This is a genomic window from Lonepinella koalarum, assembly GCF_004565475.1.
In the GTDB taxonomy this organism is placed as follows: Bacteria; Pseudomonadota; Gammaproteobacteria; order Enterobacterales; family Pasteurellaceae; genus Lonepinella; species Lonepinella koalarum.
On record NZ_SRHX01000003.1, the window covers coordinates 163,568 to 181,508 of the forward strand.

15 protein-coding genes and 2 pseudogenes are annotated in these 17,941 nt (G+C 37.7%); 16 read left to right on the forward strand and 1 reads right to left on the reverse strand.

The window, feature by feature from the left end; translation table 11 throughout:
- Positions 1-47: 47 nt before the first annotated feature.
- From E0709_RS05415 to E0709_RS05465, 11 genes and pseudogenes are all read left to right on the forward strand, one after another.
- Positions 48-1,280, forward strand: a complete 1,233-nt coding sequence (locus E0709_RS05415) for a glycosyltransferase family 4 protein (protein WP_132300789.1) — start codon at positions 48-50, stop codon at positions 1,278-1,280.
- Between the two features lie 21 nt (positions 1,281-1,301).
- Entirely contained in the window at positions 1,302-1,898 is a 597-nt protein-coding gene (locus E0709_RS05420) for a sugar transferase (RefSeq protein ID WP_132300787.1), read from the forward strand.
- Positions 1,898-2,269: pseudogene (locus E0709_RS05425) on the forward strand (virulence RhuM family protein); the annotation flags it as partial. The gene E0709_RS05420 and the pseudogene E0709_RS05425, both read left to right, overlap by 1 nt.
- A gap of 120 nt (positions 2,270-2,389) precedes the next feature.
- Positions 2,390-3,043: an acetyltransferase gene (locus E0709_RS05430; protein ID WP_132300783.1), complete on the forward strand. Its 654-nt coding sequence runs from the start codon at positions 2,390-2,392 to the stop codon at positions 3,041-3,043.
- Positions 3,036-3,464, forward strand: a complete 429-nt coding sequence (locus E0709_RS05435; RefSeq protein WP_132300781.1) for a MaoC family dehydratase — start codon at positions 3,036-3,038, stop codon at positions 3,462-3,464. Before E0709_RS05430 ends, E0709_RS05435 begins: the two co-directional genes overlap by 8 nt.
- Before the next feature lie 34 nt (positions 3,465-3,498).
- Positions 3,499-4,671, forward strand: a complete 1,173-nt coding sequence (locus tag E0709_RS05440; RefSeq protein WP_132300779.1) for a DegT/DnrJ/EryC1/StrS family aminotransferase — start codon at positions 3,499-3,501, stop codon at positions 4,669-4,671.
- Between the two features lie 53 nt (positions 4,672-4,724).
- Positions 4,725-6,614: a polysaccharide biosynthesis protein gene (locus E0709_RS05445; RefSeq protein ID WP_132300777.1), complete on the forward strand. Its 1,890-nt coding sequence runs from the start codon at positions 4,725-4,727 to the stop codon at positions 6,612-6,614.
- An 85-nt stretch (positions 6,615-6,699) separates the two neighbouring features.
- Positions 6,700-8,256 carry a Fic family protein gene (locus E0709_RS05450; protein ID WP_165867206.1) on the forward strand — a complete coding sequence of 519 codons (1,557 nt, stop codon included), beginning with the start codon at positions 6,700-6,702 and terminating at the stop codon, positions 8,254-8,256.
- A gap of 11 nt (positions 8,257-8,267) precedes the next feature.
- The gene (locus E0709_RS05455) at positions 8,268-9,296 is read left to right on the forward strand and encodes a virulence RhuM family protein (RefSeq protein WP_132300773.1); all 1,029 of its coding nucleotides are present in this window, start codon (positions 8,268-8,270) and stop codon (positions 9,294-9,296) included.
- Entirely contained in the window at positions 9,293-10,378 is a 1,086-nt protein-coding gene (rfbB, locus tag E0709_RS05460; RefSeq protein WP_132300771.1) for a dTDP-glucose 4,6-dehydratase, read from the forward strand. Before E0709_RS05455 ends, rfbB begins: the two co-directional genes overlap by 4 nt.
- 2 nt (positions 10,379-10,380) lie before the next feature.
- Positions 10,381-10,533 (forward strand): annotated as a pseudogene (locus tag E0709_RS05465) (sugar phosphate nucleotidyltransferase); the annotation flags it as partial.
- A 49-nt stretch (positions 10,534-10,582) separates the two neighbouring features.
- Here E0709_RS05465 and lysC read toward each other — a convergent pair.
- Positions 10,583-11,944, reverse strand: coding sequence for a lysine-sensitive aspartokinase 3 (lysC, locus tag E0709_RS05470; protein ID WP_132300769.1), 1,362 nt, complete (start codon positions 11,942-11,944; stop codon positions 10,583-10,585).
- A 187-nt stretch (positions 11,945-12,131) separates the two neighbouring features.
- Here lysC and proQ point away from each other — a divergent pair, with 187 nt between their 5' ends.
- The 5 genes from proQ to E0709_RS05495 all read left to right on the forward strand — a co-directional run bounded on the left by proQ (position 12,132) and on the right by E0709_RS05495 (position 17,935).
- Positions 12,132-12,848 carry an RNA chaperone ProQ gene (proQ, locus tag E0709_RS05475; protein WP_132300767.1) on the forward strand — a complete coding sequence of 239 codons (717 nt, stop codon included), beginning with the start codon at positions 12,132-12,134 and terminating at the stop codon, positions 12,846-12,848.
- A 106-nt stretch (positions 12,849-12,954) separates the two neighbouring features.
- On the forward strand, positions 12,955-15,018 hold the full coding sequence (prc, locus tag E0709_RS05480) for a carboxy terminal-processing peptidase (protein ID WP_132300765.1): 2,064 nt from the start codon (positions 12,955-12,957) through the stop codon (positions 15,016-15,018).
- An 83-nt stretch (positions 15,019-15,101) separates the two neighbouring features.
- Positions 15,102-16,571 (forward strand): L,D-transpeptidase family protein, encoded by a 1,470-nt coding sequence (locus tag E0709_RS05485; protein ID WP_132300763.1) that lies wholly within the window; start codon positions 15,102-15,104, stop codon positions 16,569-16,571.
- A 95-nt stretch (positions 16,572-16,666) separates the two neighbouring features.
- Positions 16,667-17,227, forward strand: coding sequence for a peptidoglycan L,D-endopeptidase MepK (mepK, locus tag E0709_RS05490; RefSeq protein ID WP_132300761.1), 561 nt, complete (start codon positions 16,667-16,669; stop codon positions 17,225-17,227).
- A gap of 78 nt (positions 17,228-17,305) precedes the next feature.
- Complete coding sequence (locus E0709_RS05495) at positions 17,306-17,935, forward strand: MBL fold metallo-hydrolase (protein ID WP_132300759.1); 630 nt, start codon at positions 17,306-17,308, stop codon at positions 17,933-17,935.
- The last annotated feature ends 6 nt before the right edge of the window (positions 17,936-17,941 follow it).

The following is a 17,941-nucleotide window of genomic DNA, read 5'->3' on the forward strand; positions in this document are numbered from 1 at the left end:
CATTAGAAATTTGATATAATTCCATTTTTTTATTAGGTATAGAAATTATGAAAATTTTATTATTGCATCAATATTTTTTAGAAGAAGATGATGCTGGTGGTTCTCGTTGGAATGAATTAACGAAGAACTGGGTAGAAAAGGGGCATCAAGTTACAGTTATTGCTGGTATGATTCATGCTAATGGCTTGGAGAAAAGAGCAGAGTATAAAGGAAAATACTTTTGTAAGAAAAAGCAAGGGAAAATAGACGTGCATAGAACCCATGTTTCAGAGTCTTATAATAATGGATTCTTAGGGCGTTTATGGGGATATTTCTCTTTTATGTTCTCTTCATTGTGGGCTGGATTATTTAAAGCTAAAGGTGAATATGATGTCGTCATTGTAACATCTCCACCACTTTTTATCGGAGTTTCAGGATATATCATCTCACTATTTAAACGAAAACCTATGGTGTTTGAGGTTAGAGATTTATGGCCTGAATCAGCGATTGATACAGGTATCCTTACAAATAAATTTATTATAAAATTAGCCTATGCTGTAGAAAAATTTCTTTACAAAAAGTCAAAATTCATAAATGTATTAACGCCTGCTTTTTATAATATACTTCGTGATAAAAAGAGTATTCCGATAGAAAAACTATTGATGATTCCAAATGCGGCAGACTTTAGTTTGTCAGAAGAAGTTATGTTAAGTTTTGATAGAGATAAATTTAGAAAAGAACATAATATTGATGAATATTTTGTTGTTACATACGTTGGTGCTCATGGTGTGGCAAACAATTTAGAACAACTATTGGAAGCTGGTAAAATATTGGAAGACACTAATGTATTGTTTCTTTTGATTGGGCAAGGAATGGAAAAAGCTACGCTAATAGATAAAGCAAAAAAAATGAATGTAAGAAATGTTCGTTTTTTAGATGCTGTGCCTAAAAAAGAAGTGTTTAAGTATATTCTAGCTTCAGAAATGGGTGTTTCTGTATTAAAAAAAGTAGATACATTTAAAACTGTGTATTCAAACAAAACATTTGATTATTTTTCATGTAAGAAACCGATTTTAATGGCAATAGATGGCGTTTCTCGAGAACTTGTAGAAACTGCAAATGCAGGCTCATATGTAGAACCTGAAAATATTGATGAATATAATAGAATTATTCGAGAGTATATGCGTAATCCTGAGCGATTGGTTCGAGAAGGTGAAAATGGCTATAAATTTGCCCAAGAGAATTTTAATAGAGAATTATTGGCTGCTAAGTATATTCAACATTTAGAAAATTTAAAATAAACCTTCTGTGAGCATATATCAATGAAACGCCTATTAGATATTTTAATTTCAAGCATTGCTTTAGTCATTCTTTCCCCTATATTCCTAATCATTGCATATAAGGTTAAGAAAAATTTAGGTTCGCCTGTGTTATTTAAGCAAACTCGCCCAGGGTTAAGTGGTAAACCCTTTAAAATGATTAAATTCCGCACAATGAAAGATGCGGTGGATAAAGACGGTAATCCATTGCCTGATGCAGAGCGTTTAACCGATTTTGGTAAAATGTTGCGTGCGACAAGTTTAGATGAAATGCCCGAATTGTGGAATGTACTAAAAGGTGAAATGAGTATAGTCGGTCCTCGTCCTCTATTAATGGAATATGTATCTTTATACAACGAAGAACAAGCCAAGCGACATAATGTTCGCCCTGGAATTACAGGCTATGCACAAATTAATGGGCGTAATGCAATTTCGTGGGAAGAAAAATTTAAACTTGATGTGTGGTATGTGGAAAATCAATCGTTATGGTTGGATTTCAAGATTATGTTGCAAACCGTGAAAAAAGTCATTGCGAAAGACGATATTAATGCAGCAAATGATGCGACAATGCCGAAGTTTACAGGATCTAAAGGTGAATAATGAATGATCTAATCATCTACAATACTGATGACGGCAAAAGCAATGTTGCTTTATTAGTTCGTGAAAATCAAGTTTGGCTCACGCAAAATCAACTAGCTGAACTTTTTGACACCACTGTCCAAAATATCGGCTTACACATCAAGAACATCTTGCAAGACAACGAGTTAGAAGAGATTTCAGTTATAAAGGATTCCTTTATAACTGCCGAAGATGGCAAGCAATATCAAACTCAGCATTATTCATTGGAAATGATTTTAGCGGTTGGTTTCCGTGTTCGTAGTAAACGTGGTGTGCAGTTTCGCCGTTGGGCAAACACGGTGTTGCGTAGTTATTTAGAAAAAGTTTTTTTTATTGATAGCGAACGGTTGAAAAAGATTTTTGAAAGTGGTGAATTAGATGAAGAAGTGGTATGTCGGCATTTCCGACACACCACTCAGCATGGTGCGATTGAAAGTTTACAGTAATTCAAATTTACAAATTAAGAGGTAATTATGTATATTGGTATTTATGGGGCAAGCGGATTTGGTAAAGAAGTGATGCCTTTAGTTAGGCAGCAATATCCAAATTTAAGAAAAGAAAACTTTGTATTTATTGATGATGGTAGTGAATTAAATGATTTAAATCAATACAGAGTAATTAGCTACAATGAGTTTTTATCTAGTTCAGAGCAAGATAAAGGTGTAGTGATTGCTATCGCAAATAGTGCGGTAAGAGAGCTATTATCCGTAAAATTAGAACAGGACAATATACCGCAGTTATCTATACAAGCACTAAATACAGTTGTGTTAGATGATGTTGTTATTGGAGAAGGAAGTATTTTATGTTCATTTACTTGTTTAACGTCTAACATTAAAATTGGTAAAGGATTTCATGCCAACATTTATAGCTATGTGGCTCATGATTGTATTATTGGTGATTATGTAACTTTTGCCCCTAGTGTTAAATGTAATGGTAATGTACACATTGAAGATCATGCTTATATTGGCACGGGAGCGGTAATTAAACAAGGAACACCAAAACGTCCTATTACCATTGGTAAAGGTGCGGTTATTGGTATGGGGGCGGTTGTAACAAAAAGCGTTCCAGCTGGAGTAACCGTATTTGGAAATCCTGCTAAGCCATTAGGGAGACAACGTAATGACTAAAACATTTCATTTAGGGGCTATCCCTATTGAAGATATTGAAATTGGAATGACCTTATCATATTCTCAAACGATTACAGATAGTGATATAAAAGCATTTGCTGGATTATCGGGAGACCATAATCCTATACATGTTGATGAAAAATATGCAGAAAATAGCCGTTTTAAAAAACGTATTGCTCATGGCTTAATGTCAGCTGGATTTTTTTCTCAGTTATTTGGAACGAAATTACCAGGTCCAGGCTGTGTATATACATCTCAATCATTAAAGTTTTTAAGACCTGTATATATAAATGATACAGTTACAGCTACAGTTGAAGTCATAAATGTTGATATATCTAAAAAGAGAGTAACATTTAGGACATTTTGTACTGTTAATAACAAAAAAGTTATTGATGGCGAAGCTGAAATTTATATCCCTTAATTTAATAAAATTATCCTAATTTTAAGGAGCAATTATGCTTAATACATCACTTGAACCTTGGCCGTCATTTACGCAAGAAGAAGCTGATGCGGTATCTCAGGTTATTTTATCTAATAAAGTAAATTATTGGACAGGGCAAGAATGCCGTGAATTTGAAAAAGAATTTGCACAGTTTGCTCAAACCAAATACGCAGTGGCTTTAACCAACGGTACGGTTGCCTTAGATGTTGCATTAAAAGCGTTAGACATTGGTGCTGGCGATGATGTGATTGTTACATCTCGTACCTTTTTGGCTTCTGCTAGTTCTATTGTTACTGCTGGGGCAAATCCTGTATTTGCTGATGTGGAATTGGACAGCCAAAATATTTCACGCCGTACCATTGAAGCGGTTTTAACACCAAATACCAAAGCCATTATTTGCGTGCATTTGGCTGGTTTAATGTGCGATATGGATCCGATTATGCAGTTGGCAGAAGAAAAAGGGCTGTATGTAATTGAAGATTGTGCTCAAGCACACGGGGCGATGTATAAAGGGCGTTCGGCTGGTTCTATTGGACATATCGGGGCTTGGTCGTTCTGTCAGGATAAGATTATGACCACAGGCGGTGAAGGTGGTATGGTTACCACGAATGATGAAGCTTTATGGAATAAAATGTGGTCGTATAAAGATCACGGCAAAAGTTATGACAGTGTATATCACAAACAGCACCCAGCAGGTTTCCGTTGGTTGCACGATTCTTTTGGTACGAACTGGCGTATGATGGAAATGCAAGCCGTGATTGGGCGTATTCAGCTTAGACGTATGACAGAATGGACACAAAAACGTAATGCAAATATGCAAAAGATTTTGGCAGCCTTTGAAAATTCACCGTATTTTACCGTGCATCACACACCGAAAGACTATGTTCACGCCGCTTATAAGTGCTATGTGCAAGTGAATGTTGAGCAATTACCACAAGGCTGGTCAAGAGATCGTATTATGCAAGAAATCAATGCCTTGGGTATTCCTTGTTATAGCGGTTCTTGCTCGGAAGTGTACTTGGAAAAGGCTTTTGATAATACACCGTGGCGACCACAAACGCGTTTGCCAAATGCGGTGCAACTGGGCGAAACCAGTTTGATGTTTTTGGTGCACCCGACTTTGAGTGAGCAGAGTTTGGAGAGAGTAGTTGGGGCGATTAAGGCTGTGATCGTGAAAATCAAATAAGATGAAAAATAAAGCGGATAGTTCTATTCGCTTTATATTTTTAGGAATAGAGTATGTTGGATAATATTTTAAATTTATCAAGAACAACCAAAAGAATCATCACTATATTTGTTGATATATTTTTGGTTGCAATCGCTTATTTTGGTGCATTTATTGTTAGGCTAGAAGATAACGCCATAAATTTATTTGACGGTGAATATTTGAACGTATTTGCTATTTTATTCCCTGTTAGCATATTAGTATTTATTAAGCTTGGTTTATATCGTGCTGTTTTACGCTTTGTTACGATAAGAATTGTAAAAGGCGTATTAGTAGGCACTGCTTTTTCTACAGCTATTTTATTATTGTTGTCTTTCTTATTTAATATTTGGATGCCAAGAAGCATTCCATTTTTATATTTCTTTTTTTTGACAATTTTAATCATTTCTAGTCGCTTGACTTTTCGAAGCTTGTTAAACAAAGGGAAAGATAAAGGGCAATGCGTAATCATCTACGGAGCTGGCGATTCAGGTCGTCAGCTTTTAACTGCATTAAACCAAATGAGTGGTTATTTTGTGGCGGCATTTGTAGATGATAATCGTAAATTACATAAATTAACCTTGCACGGCATTACCGTTTACTCCCCAGCAGAATTAGAACGCTTGATTGCACAGCATAATGTGCAACAAGTTTTACTCGCTATTCCGAGTGTGCCGATGAGTCGCCGCCGAGAAATTATTGAAAATTTAACCGCACTTCCGTGTGAAGTGTTATCTATTCCCGGAATGGAAGATTTGGTTACAGGCAAAGCCAAATTATCTACCTTAAATAAAGTGTCGATTGATGATTTATTAGGGCGTGATCCAGTTAAACCGATTAACGATTTATTAAAAGCGAATATCGTCAATAAAAATGTAATGGTAACAGGGGCGGGCGGATCGATTGGTTCAGAATTATGCCGTCAAATTATCAATCAACAGCCGAAAAAATTAGTATTATTTGAGCTTAATGAATTTAGTTTATATGCCATTGAAGCCGAATTGCGTGAAGTGATTAAGCGTAATCAGCTGGATATTCAACTGATTCCGATTTTAGGTACAATTCAAAATAAAGCCCATTTGATGAAAGTGATGTCCACATTTAAAATCAACACGCTTTATCACGCAGCCGCCTATAAACACGTTCCTTTGGTGGAATATAATATGATTGAAGGGGTAAAAAATAATATTTTCGGCACGTTAAATTGTGCGTTGTCGGCAATTGAAACTGCGGTTGAAAGTTTTATTTTGATTTCAACGGATAAAGCAGTTCGCCCGACAAATGTAATGGGAACAACTAAGCGTATTGCAGAACTGGTTTTACAGGCTCAAGCTAAAGCACAAGCCACAACTCGTTTTTGTATGGTGCGATTTGGTAATGTACTGGGTTCTTCGGGGTCTGTTGTACCATTATTTAGAAAACAGATTGAGCAAGGTGGTCCGATTACCTTAACGCACCCTGAAATTACCCGTTATTTTATGACCATTCCTGAAGCATCACAGTTGGTAATCCAAGCTGGAGCAATGGGTGTCGGGGGCGATGTGTTTGTATTGGATATGGGCGAATCAGTAAAAATCATTGATTTAGCCAAACGGATGATTTCCCTAATGGGAATGAAAGAAAAATCCGTAGAAAATCCAAATGGCATTGAAATCAAAATCACCGGTTTACGCCCAGGTGAAAAACTGTACGAAGAGTTATTGATTGGCGATAATGTGTCAAAAAGCACGCACCCACGCATTATGACCGCAAAAGAAATTATGCTTGATTGGAGTGAATTGAGCGTATTGTTAGAGCAATTAGGTAATGCTTGTGCAAATGCAGATGTGAAATTGGTACGAGAATTATTGTTGAAATTCCCAGCGAGTTTTAATCCTGTAGATGGGATTTGTGATTTGGTGTGGAGAGAGAAACTTAACGCATAATTTTGCAAAAAGTCCTGAAAAAAACACCGCAGTTTTGTTATATTTTTATCATAACCACGACAACTTAAAAGCGAGAGAAAGAACAATGAACAAAACCGAACTGTTACAAAAACTCACCGATATAGAATGGGACGATTTTGAAGTAAAGTCAGCCCACAATGGCTTGCCTGAAAATATTTGGGAAACGGTGAGTGCGTTTAGTAATGGTTCGGGCGGTTGGATTGTGTTAGGTATTGAGCAAAAAGGCAAAATTTATGAGATTGTCGGCGTGTCGAACGCAGAAAAACTCGAACAGAATTTCACCACAGTATTACGCAGTCGGGATAAATTCAGTGTGTTAATCAATCCGCTATGTAAAAAATATCATTTTGATAATAAAACAGTCTTAGCATTTTTTATTCCAGCTGCGGAGCAAAAACCTGTTTATTTTAATAAATTGGCAAATACATTTATCCGTACAGGCAGTGGCGATCAGCGAGCCAGTAAAGAAGAAATAAATGCCTTATTGCGTGATCAATTATTTGGGGTGATGTCAGCCAAGCCAGCACTAAGAACCACGCTTGATGATATAAACCGCACTACACTGGGGCGTTATCGTGATTATATGGCACGATTTAACCCTGCTTTGCCCTATAATACGATGCCCGAAGATGAATTTTTGCAACGTTTGCAAATTGTGGACGGCGAACATTTAACTTACGGAGGCTTGCTGTTTTTGGGTAAAAATATTGCTATTAACCGCAATATTTCAGATTTTCGGGTAGATTTATTGGAAATCCCGGGGCGTTCTTATGCGGAAGCAGAGCCACGCTATACTTTCCGTTTAGAAGAGCAAGAAAATCTGTGGGAATATTATTTTGCGATTATTGAACGGCTAAAACGCTATGTGGATATGCCGTTTAAAATGAATGATTTAGGCATTGCAGTAGAAAATAGTCCGCAACTTGAAGCCTTGCGAGAAGCCTTGGTCAATATGTTAATGCACACCGATTATTTCAGTGTGGCAAAACCCAGAGTGCGGATTTTTTCTGATCGCATTGAATTTGAAAATCCCGGTAGTTTTCCCTTGCCGATAGAAGAATTGTTAAAAACCGATGTTTCAGTTCCCCGAAATCCAGTGATTGCAAAATTATTTCGCCACGTCAAACTGGCTGAAAATGCTGGTTTTGGATTTGATAAAATTTTAGTTTGGGAAACAGAAACACACACGAAAGTCAATTTTGATAAAAGTATTGCCTTTTCAAAGGTGACTTTTCCGTTGGCGAAAAAGTTGGGGGATATAGAGCAAGCGGGGGACAAGTTGGGGGGAAGTCAGGGACAAGTCACCGACCATGTTACCATGCAAGTCGGGACCAAGTCGGGACCAAGTCGGGACCAAGTCGGGACCAAGTCAGATATTTGCTTAATAGATGAACAGAAATTTTTATTAGAACAGTGGCAAGATGAACATTCATTACTTGATTTGATGAATTGGCTAAGTCGAAGCAATCGGACGAAGTTTAGACAGCAAATTCTTACACCATTACTTGAACAAGGCATTGCCGAAATGACCATCCCCGATAAACCTAACAGCCGTTTACAACGCTATCGCTTAACTGAAAAAGGGCGAGCATTGGCGTTAAAGATTGCTAATGGAAAATAGTGGAGAGTCGTATGCGAGATCTAAAAGAATTAGTACAACTCAATAACTTCGTACTTTTTCAAGCAGAAAATGGCAAGGTCAATATTGATGTGTACTTTCAAGATAATACCCTATGGCTAACACAAAAAGCTATTGCGGAACTATTTGAAAAAGGCAGAAGTACCATTACGGAGCATTTGAAAAAGATTTTTGAAAGTGGGGAATTAGATGAAAATTCAGTATGTCGGAATTTCCGACATACTGCTGCTGATGGTAAAAACTACATTACGCAATATTATAATCTCAAAGCCATTACCGCCGTAGGTTATCGGGCAAATTCACAGCGTGCAGTAGAGTTTCGCAAATGGGCAACGTCGGTGTTGCACGATTATATTATCAAAGGTTTTGCTTTAGATGATGAACGCTTGAAACAAGGGCAGCATTTCGGCATTGATTATTTTGATGAGATGTTGGAGCGTATTCGTGAGATACGTTTGAGTGAACGGCGTTTATATCAAAAAATCACTGATATTTATGCCTTAAGTGCCGATTATGATAGTCAAGCGGATATTACTAAGCAGTTTTTCGCCACAGTGCAAAATAAATTGCATTGGGCGATTACAGGCAAAACCGCAGCGGAAATTATCTATACCGAAGCTGATGCCACAAAAATCTATATGGGCTTGAAGACGTGGAAACACGCCCCAAATGGCAAGATTTTAAAAAGCGATGTGGTTGTGGCTAAAAATTATTTGAATGAAGAACATCTTAAAGTATTAGCACAAATCGTATCGGCATATTTGGATATGGCAGAAGCCCGAGCGAAAAATCGTCAAGTGATGAATATGCAAGATTGGGATCGTTTTTTGGCACAATTTTTAGAATTGGTGGATTATCCGATTTTAAAAGATTCAGGTAAAATTTCTATGTTACAAGCGAAATTGAAAGCGGAAAGTGAATATGAGAAATACCGTGTCATTCAAGATAAAAATTATGAAAGTGATTTTGATCGAGAAGTGAAAAAGTTATTGATAAAAGAGCAGCTAAGAGAACAAAAATGAAAATCCTACTCACAGGCGGTGCAGGCTTTATCGGCTCAGCAGTGGTTCGCCATATAATTAACCACACAAATGACAGCGTAATAAACGTGGATAAACTCACCTACGCTGGTAATCTTAACTCAATCAAAAGTGTCGCAAACGATCCACGCTATGCCTTTGAGCAAGTCGATATTTGCGATAAAACTGCCCTTGAGCAAGTGTTTGCGAAATATCAACCCGATGCCGTGATGCATTTAGCCGCAGAAAGCCACGTTGATCGCTCGATTGACGGGCCAGCTGCCTTTATTGAAACGAATATTATCGGCACTTACACTTTGCTTGAAGTGGCTCGTCATTATTACAACGGCTTGAGTGGCGAGAAAAAAGCGGGGTTTCGTTTTCATCATATTTCAACCGATGAAGTGTTTGGTGATTTGCACGGCACGGACGATTTGTTCACCGAAACCACGCCCTACGCTCCGAGCAGTCCTTATTCTGCGTCTAAAGCGTCAAGCGATCACTTGGTGCGAGCTTGGCACCGCACTTACGGCTTGCCAGTGGTGCTGACGAACTGTTCTAACAACTACGGGCCGTTTCATTTCCCTGAAAAACTCATTCCGCTGGTGATTTTAAATGCTATTCACGGCAAGCCGCTGCCGATTTATGGCAAGGGCGATCAAATCCGTGATTGGCTGTTTGTGGAAGATCACGCTCGAGCCTTGCATTTGGTATTAAGCAAAGGCGAAATTGGCGAAAGCTACAATATCGGTGGACACAACGAGAAAACGAATTTAAGCGTGGTGGAAACCATTTGCGACATTTTGGATAGTCTAAAAGGCAGTGAAAAACTCGCCAAATTTGCACCGCACTTTTCTCAAATTAACTCATTCCGTGAGCTGATTACTTTTGTGCAAGACCGCCCCGGACACGATAAACATTATGCGATTGATGCGGCTAAAATGCAGCAAAAACTCGGCTGGAAACCTGTTGAGACCTTTGAAACAGGCTTGCGTAAAACCGTGGAATGGTATTTAGATAATCAAGAGTGGTGGCAAGCGATTCAAGACGGTAGCTACAATCAACGTTTAGGCTTGGGGGAATAAGGATGAAAGGTATTATTCTCGCTGGTGGTTCAGGCACTCGCCTGTACCCGATTACTCGTGGCGTATCCAAGCAACTGCTGCCTGTTTATGACAAACCGATGATTTATTATCCGCTTTCGGTGCTGATGCTGGCAGGCATTCGGGATATTTTGATTAATTAGGCGTTGCTCAAGTCAACGCCTAATATTAATTTAAATAATAAAACTATTCAGATAATTCAAATAACTCTTTATGTAATGCTCGCACTACATCATCAGCTTGGTGGCTAGGCACTAATGTACAAATATTATTGGTACTCGCACCATAGCTAATCATACGTATATTATATTTCTCTAAAGCGGTGAAGACACGTTTGGCGATACCGGAAGCAACGTGTAAGTCGTTGCCGATAAGCGCGACGAGAGACAAACCAGTATCAACTTTCACGGTACAAACTTCGCTTAGTTCAGTCAATAATTCATTAGAAAGTAGATCTGCACCAGATGATGCTGACCCTGTTTTGTCAAGAGTGAGCGCAACGCTTACTTCGGATGTTGTGATGGTATCCACCGAAATTTTGTGTCTAGCTAAAATACCGAAGACATTTGCTAAGAATCCCTGTGCATGTAACATGCTAAGGCTTGAAAGGGTTAATAAGGTTTGATCACGGCGTAACGCAATGGCTCGGAAAGTAGGGCGTGGTTGCGGATCACGAGTCACCCAAGTACCACCGTCTTGTGGCGCTTTACTTGAACCCACATATACAGGAATATTGCTACGTACAGCAGGAAGAAGTGTCGCTGGATGTAATACTTTCGCGCCGAATGTTGCCATTTCTGCGGCTTCCGCAAAACTCATGGTATCAATGCGTTGAGCATTTGGCACAATACGAGGATCGGTGGTGTAAATACCCGCTACATCTGTCCAAATTAACACATCTTTCGCATCTAGCACTTCCGCAATTAAAGCAGCAGAATAGTCTGAACCACCACGACCTAGGGTAGTGGTTTTACCTTCTGGATCACGTCCAATAAAACCTTGAGTAATCACTAATTCACCACGATCAATTAATGGTTTTAGCACATTATCGCTATTTTTTCGGGTTAAATCATCATCCGGTGCAGCTTTGCCAAAGTGACTATTAGTCGCTACGACTGAACGTACATCGACCCATGTAGATTGAGCCTTTAATTCACGTAGTATTTCTATGAAAATACGTGTTGACATCATTTCACCGTGGCTGATTAATTCATCGGTTAAGGCCGCAGAAGTCGCTAGGCTAGCGGCTTCTGATAATGAGTCAATGTTATTTAATAAACGTTCAATTTCAGGTCGGACGAGAGAATCATTTTTTAATTCAGTTAAGATATTTTCTTGAATTTGACGGACTTCGCCGACTAATTTTTCTCGTTGAGTGCTATCCACTCCGTTAGCCAGAGCGACTAATAAGTTGGTAACACCAGCAGAAGCAGATAAAACTACTACTCGAGTATTAGGATCAGCAATAACAATATTGGCACAAGCCACCATTGCAGGATAATTTGCTACACTCGTTCCACCGAATTTGGCAATAGATAAATGTGACATAAGATGTTCTCCAAAATAAATAAAATATGAATGTGATAGAAATATCGGTTTAGTCAAATATTGTCAATATTTTTATTTAAAATAATCTTTAAAATTCAATTGCCCCTGAAATTTATCCATAAATGATTGCGTATATTCCTTAAAGTACGGTAAAATACGGCATATTTTTTATTCTAAGATTTGATATATGACAACAGAACAAACAACTGATGTTCAACAATTTGTTGAAATAAATACAGAACAAGTTAAACAACAAGATAATAACGTGAGTGCAGATGTCACAAAACGTTCAAATAAAGAAATTATTGCGTATTTGGCGGAAAAATTCCCCCTTTGTTTTAGTGTAGAGGGGGAAGCAAAACCTCTTAAAATTGGTGTGTTCCAAGATCTAGCAGAGGCGTTGGCGGATGATGAAAATGTGAGCAAAACACAATTACGTCATGCATTACGTCAATATACATCAAATTGGCGTTATTTACATGGATGTCGTTTAGGGGCGGAGCGTGTAGATTTACAGGGTAATCCAGCCGGCGTGTTAGAACAACAACATGCAGAACATGCACAACAACAGTTGGCTGAGGCGAAAGCGAAGTTGGCGGAGAAACGCGCAGCTGAAAAAGTGGCAGCGAAAGAAAAAATGAAAAAACGTGCAGTACGTAAGCCACAGCAGAATAAACCGAATAATAAATTAAATAAAAAGCCCGTCACTCTACGTCAACATGAAGCCAAGGCACCATTAAGGGCAGTTTCTCTTGATTCTTTACAACAGGGCAGCCAAGTTAAGGTAAAAGTAGGCGATAGGGCAAAAAATGCGGTAATTTTAGAAATTGTCAAAGGTGCAGCGCGCGTTCAATTAGATAATGGGTTAGTCATGAACGTGACGGCTGAGCGTTTATTTGCATAATAATATTTTAATGCCGTAGTGATCGTTAAGTTAAAATGTGAATTACGGCGTTTATACATCTATAGGATGCCTAGATGATGTTTTTCTTTTATTAGGAAAGTCAAAAATGAAATTTATCAGAGCTAATTATATTTCAGTTTTACTGGTAACTGCGTTTTTTTCAGGAGCAGTGAGTGCGGTTGCACCAAGTATCAAATTAAGTGAAGTTAAAATCCCCCAAGCAACGGAAGAAAATTCATTAGCAACCAAACGTGTCACCACGCGTTTAACTCAATCCCATTATCGTAAATTTCAATTAGATGATGCTTTTTCGCAAAAAATTTTTGATCGTTATGTAGATCTATTAGATTATAGCCATAATTTATTTATTCAGTCGGATATTGATGAATTGCGTGAAAAATATGCAAATCAATTAGATGATGAATTAAATGAAGGTAAATTAGATATTGCCTTTGCAATGTATGAATTGATGACATTACGCCGTTATGAACGTTATGCTTATGCCTTATCTTTGTTAGATAAAGAACCCAATTTAACCACTAATGATCAGATTGAAATTGATCGTAAAAAAGCGGCTTTTGCGAAAACCACAGAAGACGCGAATAAATTGTGGGAACAACGCGTTAAAAATGACATTATAGATCTTAAATTAAAAGATAAAAAATGGCCTGAAATTAAGAAAACGTTAACCAAACGTTATAATTTAGCCATTCGTCGTTTAACTCAAACTAAGTCGGACGATGTTACTCAACTGTATTTGAATGCTTTTGCTCGGGAAATTGATCCGCATACTAGCTATTTATCACCACGAGCTGCCAAAAACTTTAATGAAAGCATGAACTTATCATTGGAAGGGATTGGCGCAACCTTACGCCAAGAAGATGATATGACGATTATTCAGTCTCTTGTTCCGGGGGCGCCTGCTGCGCTGAGTAAAAAATTAAAAGCAGGTGATAAGATTATCGGTGTTGGGCAAGCCACAGGTGAGATTGAAGATGTGGTCGGTTGGCGTTTAGAAGATGTGGTTGAAAAGGTTAAAGGCAAAAAAGGCAGTAAAGTTCGTTTAGAAATTGAGCCAGAAAAAGGTGGGAAAAATAAAATTATTACGTTAGTGCGTGATAAGGTGCGTATTGAAGATAGTGCTGCCAAATTAACGGTCGAAAAAGTTAATGGTGAAAATGTTGCTGTGATTAAAATTCCGACTTTCTATATTGGTTTAACGGCAGATGTACGCAAATTGTTAAATGAAATGAAAACCAAAAAAGCCACATCATTAATTATTGATTTACGTGAGAATGGTGGGGGGGCATTAACAGAAGCGGTTGAATTAAGTGGGTTATTTATTTCTGATGGTCCGGTGGTGCAAATTCGTGATGCTTATAATCGTATTCGGGTACATGAAGATCCTGACAATGCGCAAGTTTATTCTGGTCCTTTATTAGTGATGATTAACCGTTACAGTGCTTCAGCATCAGAGATTTTTTCGGCAGCAATGCAAGATTATAACCGTGCTATTATTGTGGGTCAAAATACCTTTGGTAAAGGTACCGTTCAACAAAGTCGTTCATTAAATTTTGTGTATGATTTAAATCAAGATCCATTAGGGTTTATTCAATACACTATTCAAAAATTTTATCGTATTGATGGGGGAAGTACCCAGTTAAAAGGGGTAGCTGCGGATATTAACTTCCCTGAAATTATTGATACGAAAGAAACTGGCGAAGAAAAAGAAGATAATGCATTGCCATGGGATAAAATTCCCGCCGCGACTTATTCCGAGGTAGGGAATGCGCGTCAAGCAGTAGAAACGCTAAATGAAAAACACTTGCAACGTATCGCTAAAGATCCTGAATTTATGGCATTAAATGAAGAGCTGAAAATTCGTGATGAACGCCGTGAGCGTAAATTCTTATCATTAAATTATGAAGCACGTAAAGCAGAGCACGATAAAGATGACGCAAGACGGTTAAAAGATCTGAATGCAAGATTTGCTAGAGAGGGTAAGAAAGCATTAAAACATATTGATGATTTACCGAAAGATTATGAAGCTCCTGATTTCTTTTTAAAAGAAACGGAGAAAATGGCAGCAGATTTAGTGAAATTTAATGCAGAAACGGCTAGAACTGTTCAAGGTGATTCTCAATCAGTTGAAGATAAGGCACAAAAGTAAATAATTTTTTACCGCAGTTTACCTTAAATTAGGGGTGTAAAGGGGCAAAGTGCGGTGTATTTTGATTAAGTTTAAGGATTTTAATGAAAGCAAAAGCGCGGCGATTTAAGTTTGCACCATTAGTGATTTTAATTTCTGGTTTATGTACCAGCTGTACGGTGTCAGATTATTTTAATTCGGGTACGAATGTGCAGAAAGAAAGCATTAATGTGGAACAAGCGAATCAGCAAATTGCACAAGCGAAAGCTGCCGAACAAGCTCGTCTTGAATTAGAAAAACAGCAACAAGCGGAAGCAAAAATAGTGGAATTAATGGGAAATCAACCTATACAGTTTTATTCCACTTTAGCGAAGATTTATGCGGCTAGAGAATTTTCACCCATTTGGCAAGATGAAAGTGCTAAAAAGAAATTTTTACATGAATATGCTGGCTTGGTTGCCAGTGGGATCTCTATTCGTGCCGCAATTTCCTTGGATGCTATTAGCGTAACGCCGGTAGAAGAGATTCAACATGATATTTTATTAACCGATGCTTTTTTAAGCTATATGTATTATACCAAGAAAGTGCCGTCATTAGCACAGAATTGGTTATATTCGCAAAATAGTTATAAAGCCGATAAACCTGAGGATGAGTTAATTGAACTTTGGTTAACTGCGGTGCAAAATAATCAAAATTTAGATTTTGTGAATATATTATCGGCAAGTAATCATTTATATCAGGAAACATTACAATATATCTCAAATAGTTTAGCCATGACTGATAAGGAAAAATCCAGTACTATATTGTATAAATTAGCCTTAAATGCACAACGTTTACGGATTATTCCGAGCTTTGAAAATGGTATTTTTGTCAATATTCCAAGCTATCAATTAAACTATTATCGTGATGGTGAATTAGTCTTAAATTCTCGTGTTATTGTGGGTAAAGAAGCACGTAAAACCCCTGTAATGTATAGCAAATTAAGTAATCTGGTAGTGAATCCACCTTGGCATATCCCGAATACTATTTTAACTAAAGATATTGTGCCAAAATTAGCCCGTGATCCCGGTTATGCAGAGCGGGCAAGTTTGGAAATTTTTGATAGTAAAGGAAATAAAATTAGTGCTTACAGCGTGAACTGGTCTCAATATGTGAATAGTAAATCCGTACCATTCCGTATTCGTCAAAAGGCGGGCGATGACAGTGCGTTAGGGCGTTTTAAATTTAATATGCCAAGTTCTGATGCGATTTACTTGCATGATACGCCTAATCGTAGTTTATTTAATAAAACATCAAGGGCGTTAAGTTCTGGCTGTGTACGAGTATCTAAGTCTGATGAATTAGCGAGTGTATTATTAAAAGAAGCGGGTTGGTCAATGGATAAAAAACAGAGGGTTTTAGCCAGTAAGAAAACCACATCTGTGCCGATTCAATCTGATAACCCTGTATATTTATACTATGTGACAACTTGGATTGAAAATGGTAAAGTACAGACTTTGCCAGATATTTATGGCTATGATAAGCTAAGTGCACCGAATTACATTAACTGGAATACGGTGCAGAAATATCTTTAAAACGTTATAGGCTAAAAATTTAGCCTATAATTTTTGAACTAAGCAGAGTAGTATTACTCTAATTATCATCATTACACAAATATAGAGAACGAAAAATGACAGAAATTAACCATAGTCGCCGCAAATGGTTATCTTTAGGAGGAATTGTGCTGGGAGCAGCAACTTTATCACCTAACTCCGTATTAGCGGTCGTTTCCACACCAAAACCACGAATTTTGCGTTTAAGAAATATTAATACCGGAGAAACATTTAGCTCTGAATTTGCGGAAGGTAAAGGTTTCTCAAATACCACATTACAAAAATTAAATTGGTTTATGCGTGATTGGCATTTAAACCGTGCTCGTGCCATGGATCCAAAGTTATATACTAAATTGTATAATATCCAAGGTGGCTTAGGTTTGCGTAATACAGAAATTCAAATTATTTCAGGTTATCGTACGCAAGCGACCAACAATAGTTTACGTAAACATTCTCGTGGTGTTGCATCAAATAGTTACCATATTAAAGGTCAGGCAGTAGATTTCCGTATTGACGGTGTACCATTAGCTAAAATTAAAGCCAGTGCAGAACGTTTAAACAATGGGGGTGTTGGTTATTATCCGAGAAGTAATTTTGTTCATGTTGATACCGGTCCAGTGCGTACTTGGCGTGGTTAATCAAAGGAAAATAACGAGAAACAGAACCGCAGTTTGGCGGTTTTGTTGTTTTTATTCATGCTTATTTAAGGTGGGAAAATGAATATTGAGATTATTCCAGTAACGGCATTTCAACAAAACTGTTCTATTATTTGGAATGACGAGAAAAAAGCCGCTATTATCGATCCGGGTGGAGATGCGCCTAAATTAATTAAACGTATTGATGCCTTAGGGTTAGATCTGCAAGGGATTTTACTGACTCACGGACATTTAGATCACGTTGGTGCTGCAACCAAGTTAAAACAATATTTTAATGTAGAAATGATGGGATCAAATTCTTTGGATAAGATTTTATTTGCCGCTTTACCACAACAATCTCGTCAATTTGGTGTGTTTGAAATTGATGCTTTTGAACCCGATCATTGGTTAGATAAAGAGGGTGAAATTTTAAATATTGCAGGATTTGAATTTGAGATCCTACATTTACCCGGTCATGCTCCGGGACACATTGGTTTTATTGAGCATAATGAAGGTATTGCATTTACCGGTGATGTGTTGTTTAAGCAAGGTATTGGGCGGACCGATTTGCTCGGTGGGAATCACACGGATTTAATTAATTCGATTAAGCAAAAAATGTATCAATTACCAGATGATATGGTTGTTCTCCCCGGACATGGACCACATACTACGATTGGGCAGGAGAAATTGAATAATCCCTTTGTGAAATAATATTAC

Bases quoted from the DNA above. Each gene is read 5' to 3' on its own strand.
- E0709_RS05495 (WP_132300759.1), top strand. From the start codon at position 17,306: ATGAATATTGAGATTATTCCAGTAACGGCATTTCAACAAAACTGTTCT.
- E0709_RS05455 (WP_132300773.1), top strand. From the start codon at position 8,268: ATGCGAGATCTAAAAGAATTAGTACAACTCAATAACTTCGTACTTTTT.
- E0709_RS05450 (WP_165867206.1), top strand. From the start codon at position 6,700: ATGAACAAAACCGAACTGTTACAAAAACTCACCGATATAGAATGGGAC.
- E0709_RS05440 (WP_132300779.1), top strand. From the start codon at position 3,499: ATGCTTAATACATCACTTGAACCTTGGCCGTCATTTACGCAAGAAGAA.
- mepK (WP_132300761.1), top strand. From the start codon at position 16,667: ATGACAGAAATTAACCATAGTCGCCGCAAATGGTTATCTTTAGGAGGA.
- E0709_RS05435 (WP_132300781.1), top strand. From the start codon at position 3,036: ATGACTAAAACATTTCATTTAGGGGCTATCCCTATTGAAGATATTGAA.
- prc (WP_132300765.1), top strand. From the start codon at position 12,955: ATGAAATTTATCAGAGCTAATTATATTTCAGTTTTACTGGTAACTGCG.
- E0709_RS05430 (WP_132300783.1), top strand. From the start codon at position 2,390: ATGTATATTGGTATTTATGGGGCAAGCGGATTTGGTAAAGAAGTGATG.
- E0709_RS05485 (WP_132300763.1), top strand. From the start codon at position 15,102: ATGAAAGCAAAAGCGCGGCGATTTAAGTTTGCACCATTAGTGATTTTA.
- rfbB (WP_132300771.1), top strand. From the start codon at position 9,293: ATGAAAATCCTACTCACAGGCGGTGCAGGCTTTATCGGCTCAGCAGTG.
- E0709_RS05415 (WP_132300789.1), top strand. From the start codon at position 48: ATGAAAATTTTATTATTGCATCAATATTTTTTAGAAGAAGATGATGCT.
- lysC (WP_132300769.1), bottom strand. From the start codon at position 11,944: ATGTCACATTTATCTATTGCCAAATTCGGTGGAACGAGTGTAGCAAAT.
- proQ (WP_132300767.1), top strand. From the start codon at position 12,132: ATGACAACAGAACAAACAACTGATGTTCAACAATTTGTTGAAATAAAT.
- E0709_RS05420 (WP_132300787.1), top strand. From the start codon at position 1,302: ATGAAACGCCTATTAGATATTTTAATTTCAAGCATTGCTTTAGTCATT.
- E0709_RS05445 (WP_132300777.1), top strand. From the start codon at position 4,725: ATGTTGGATAATATTTTAAATTTATCAAGAACAACCAAAAGAATCATC.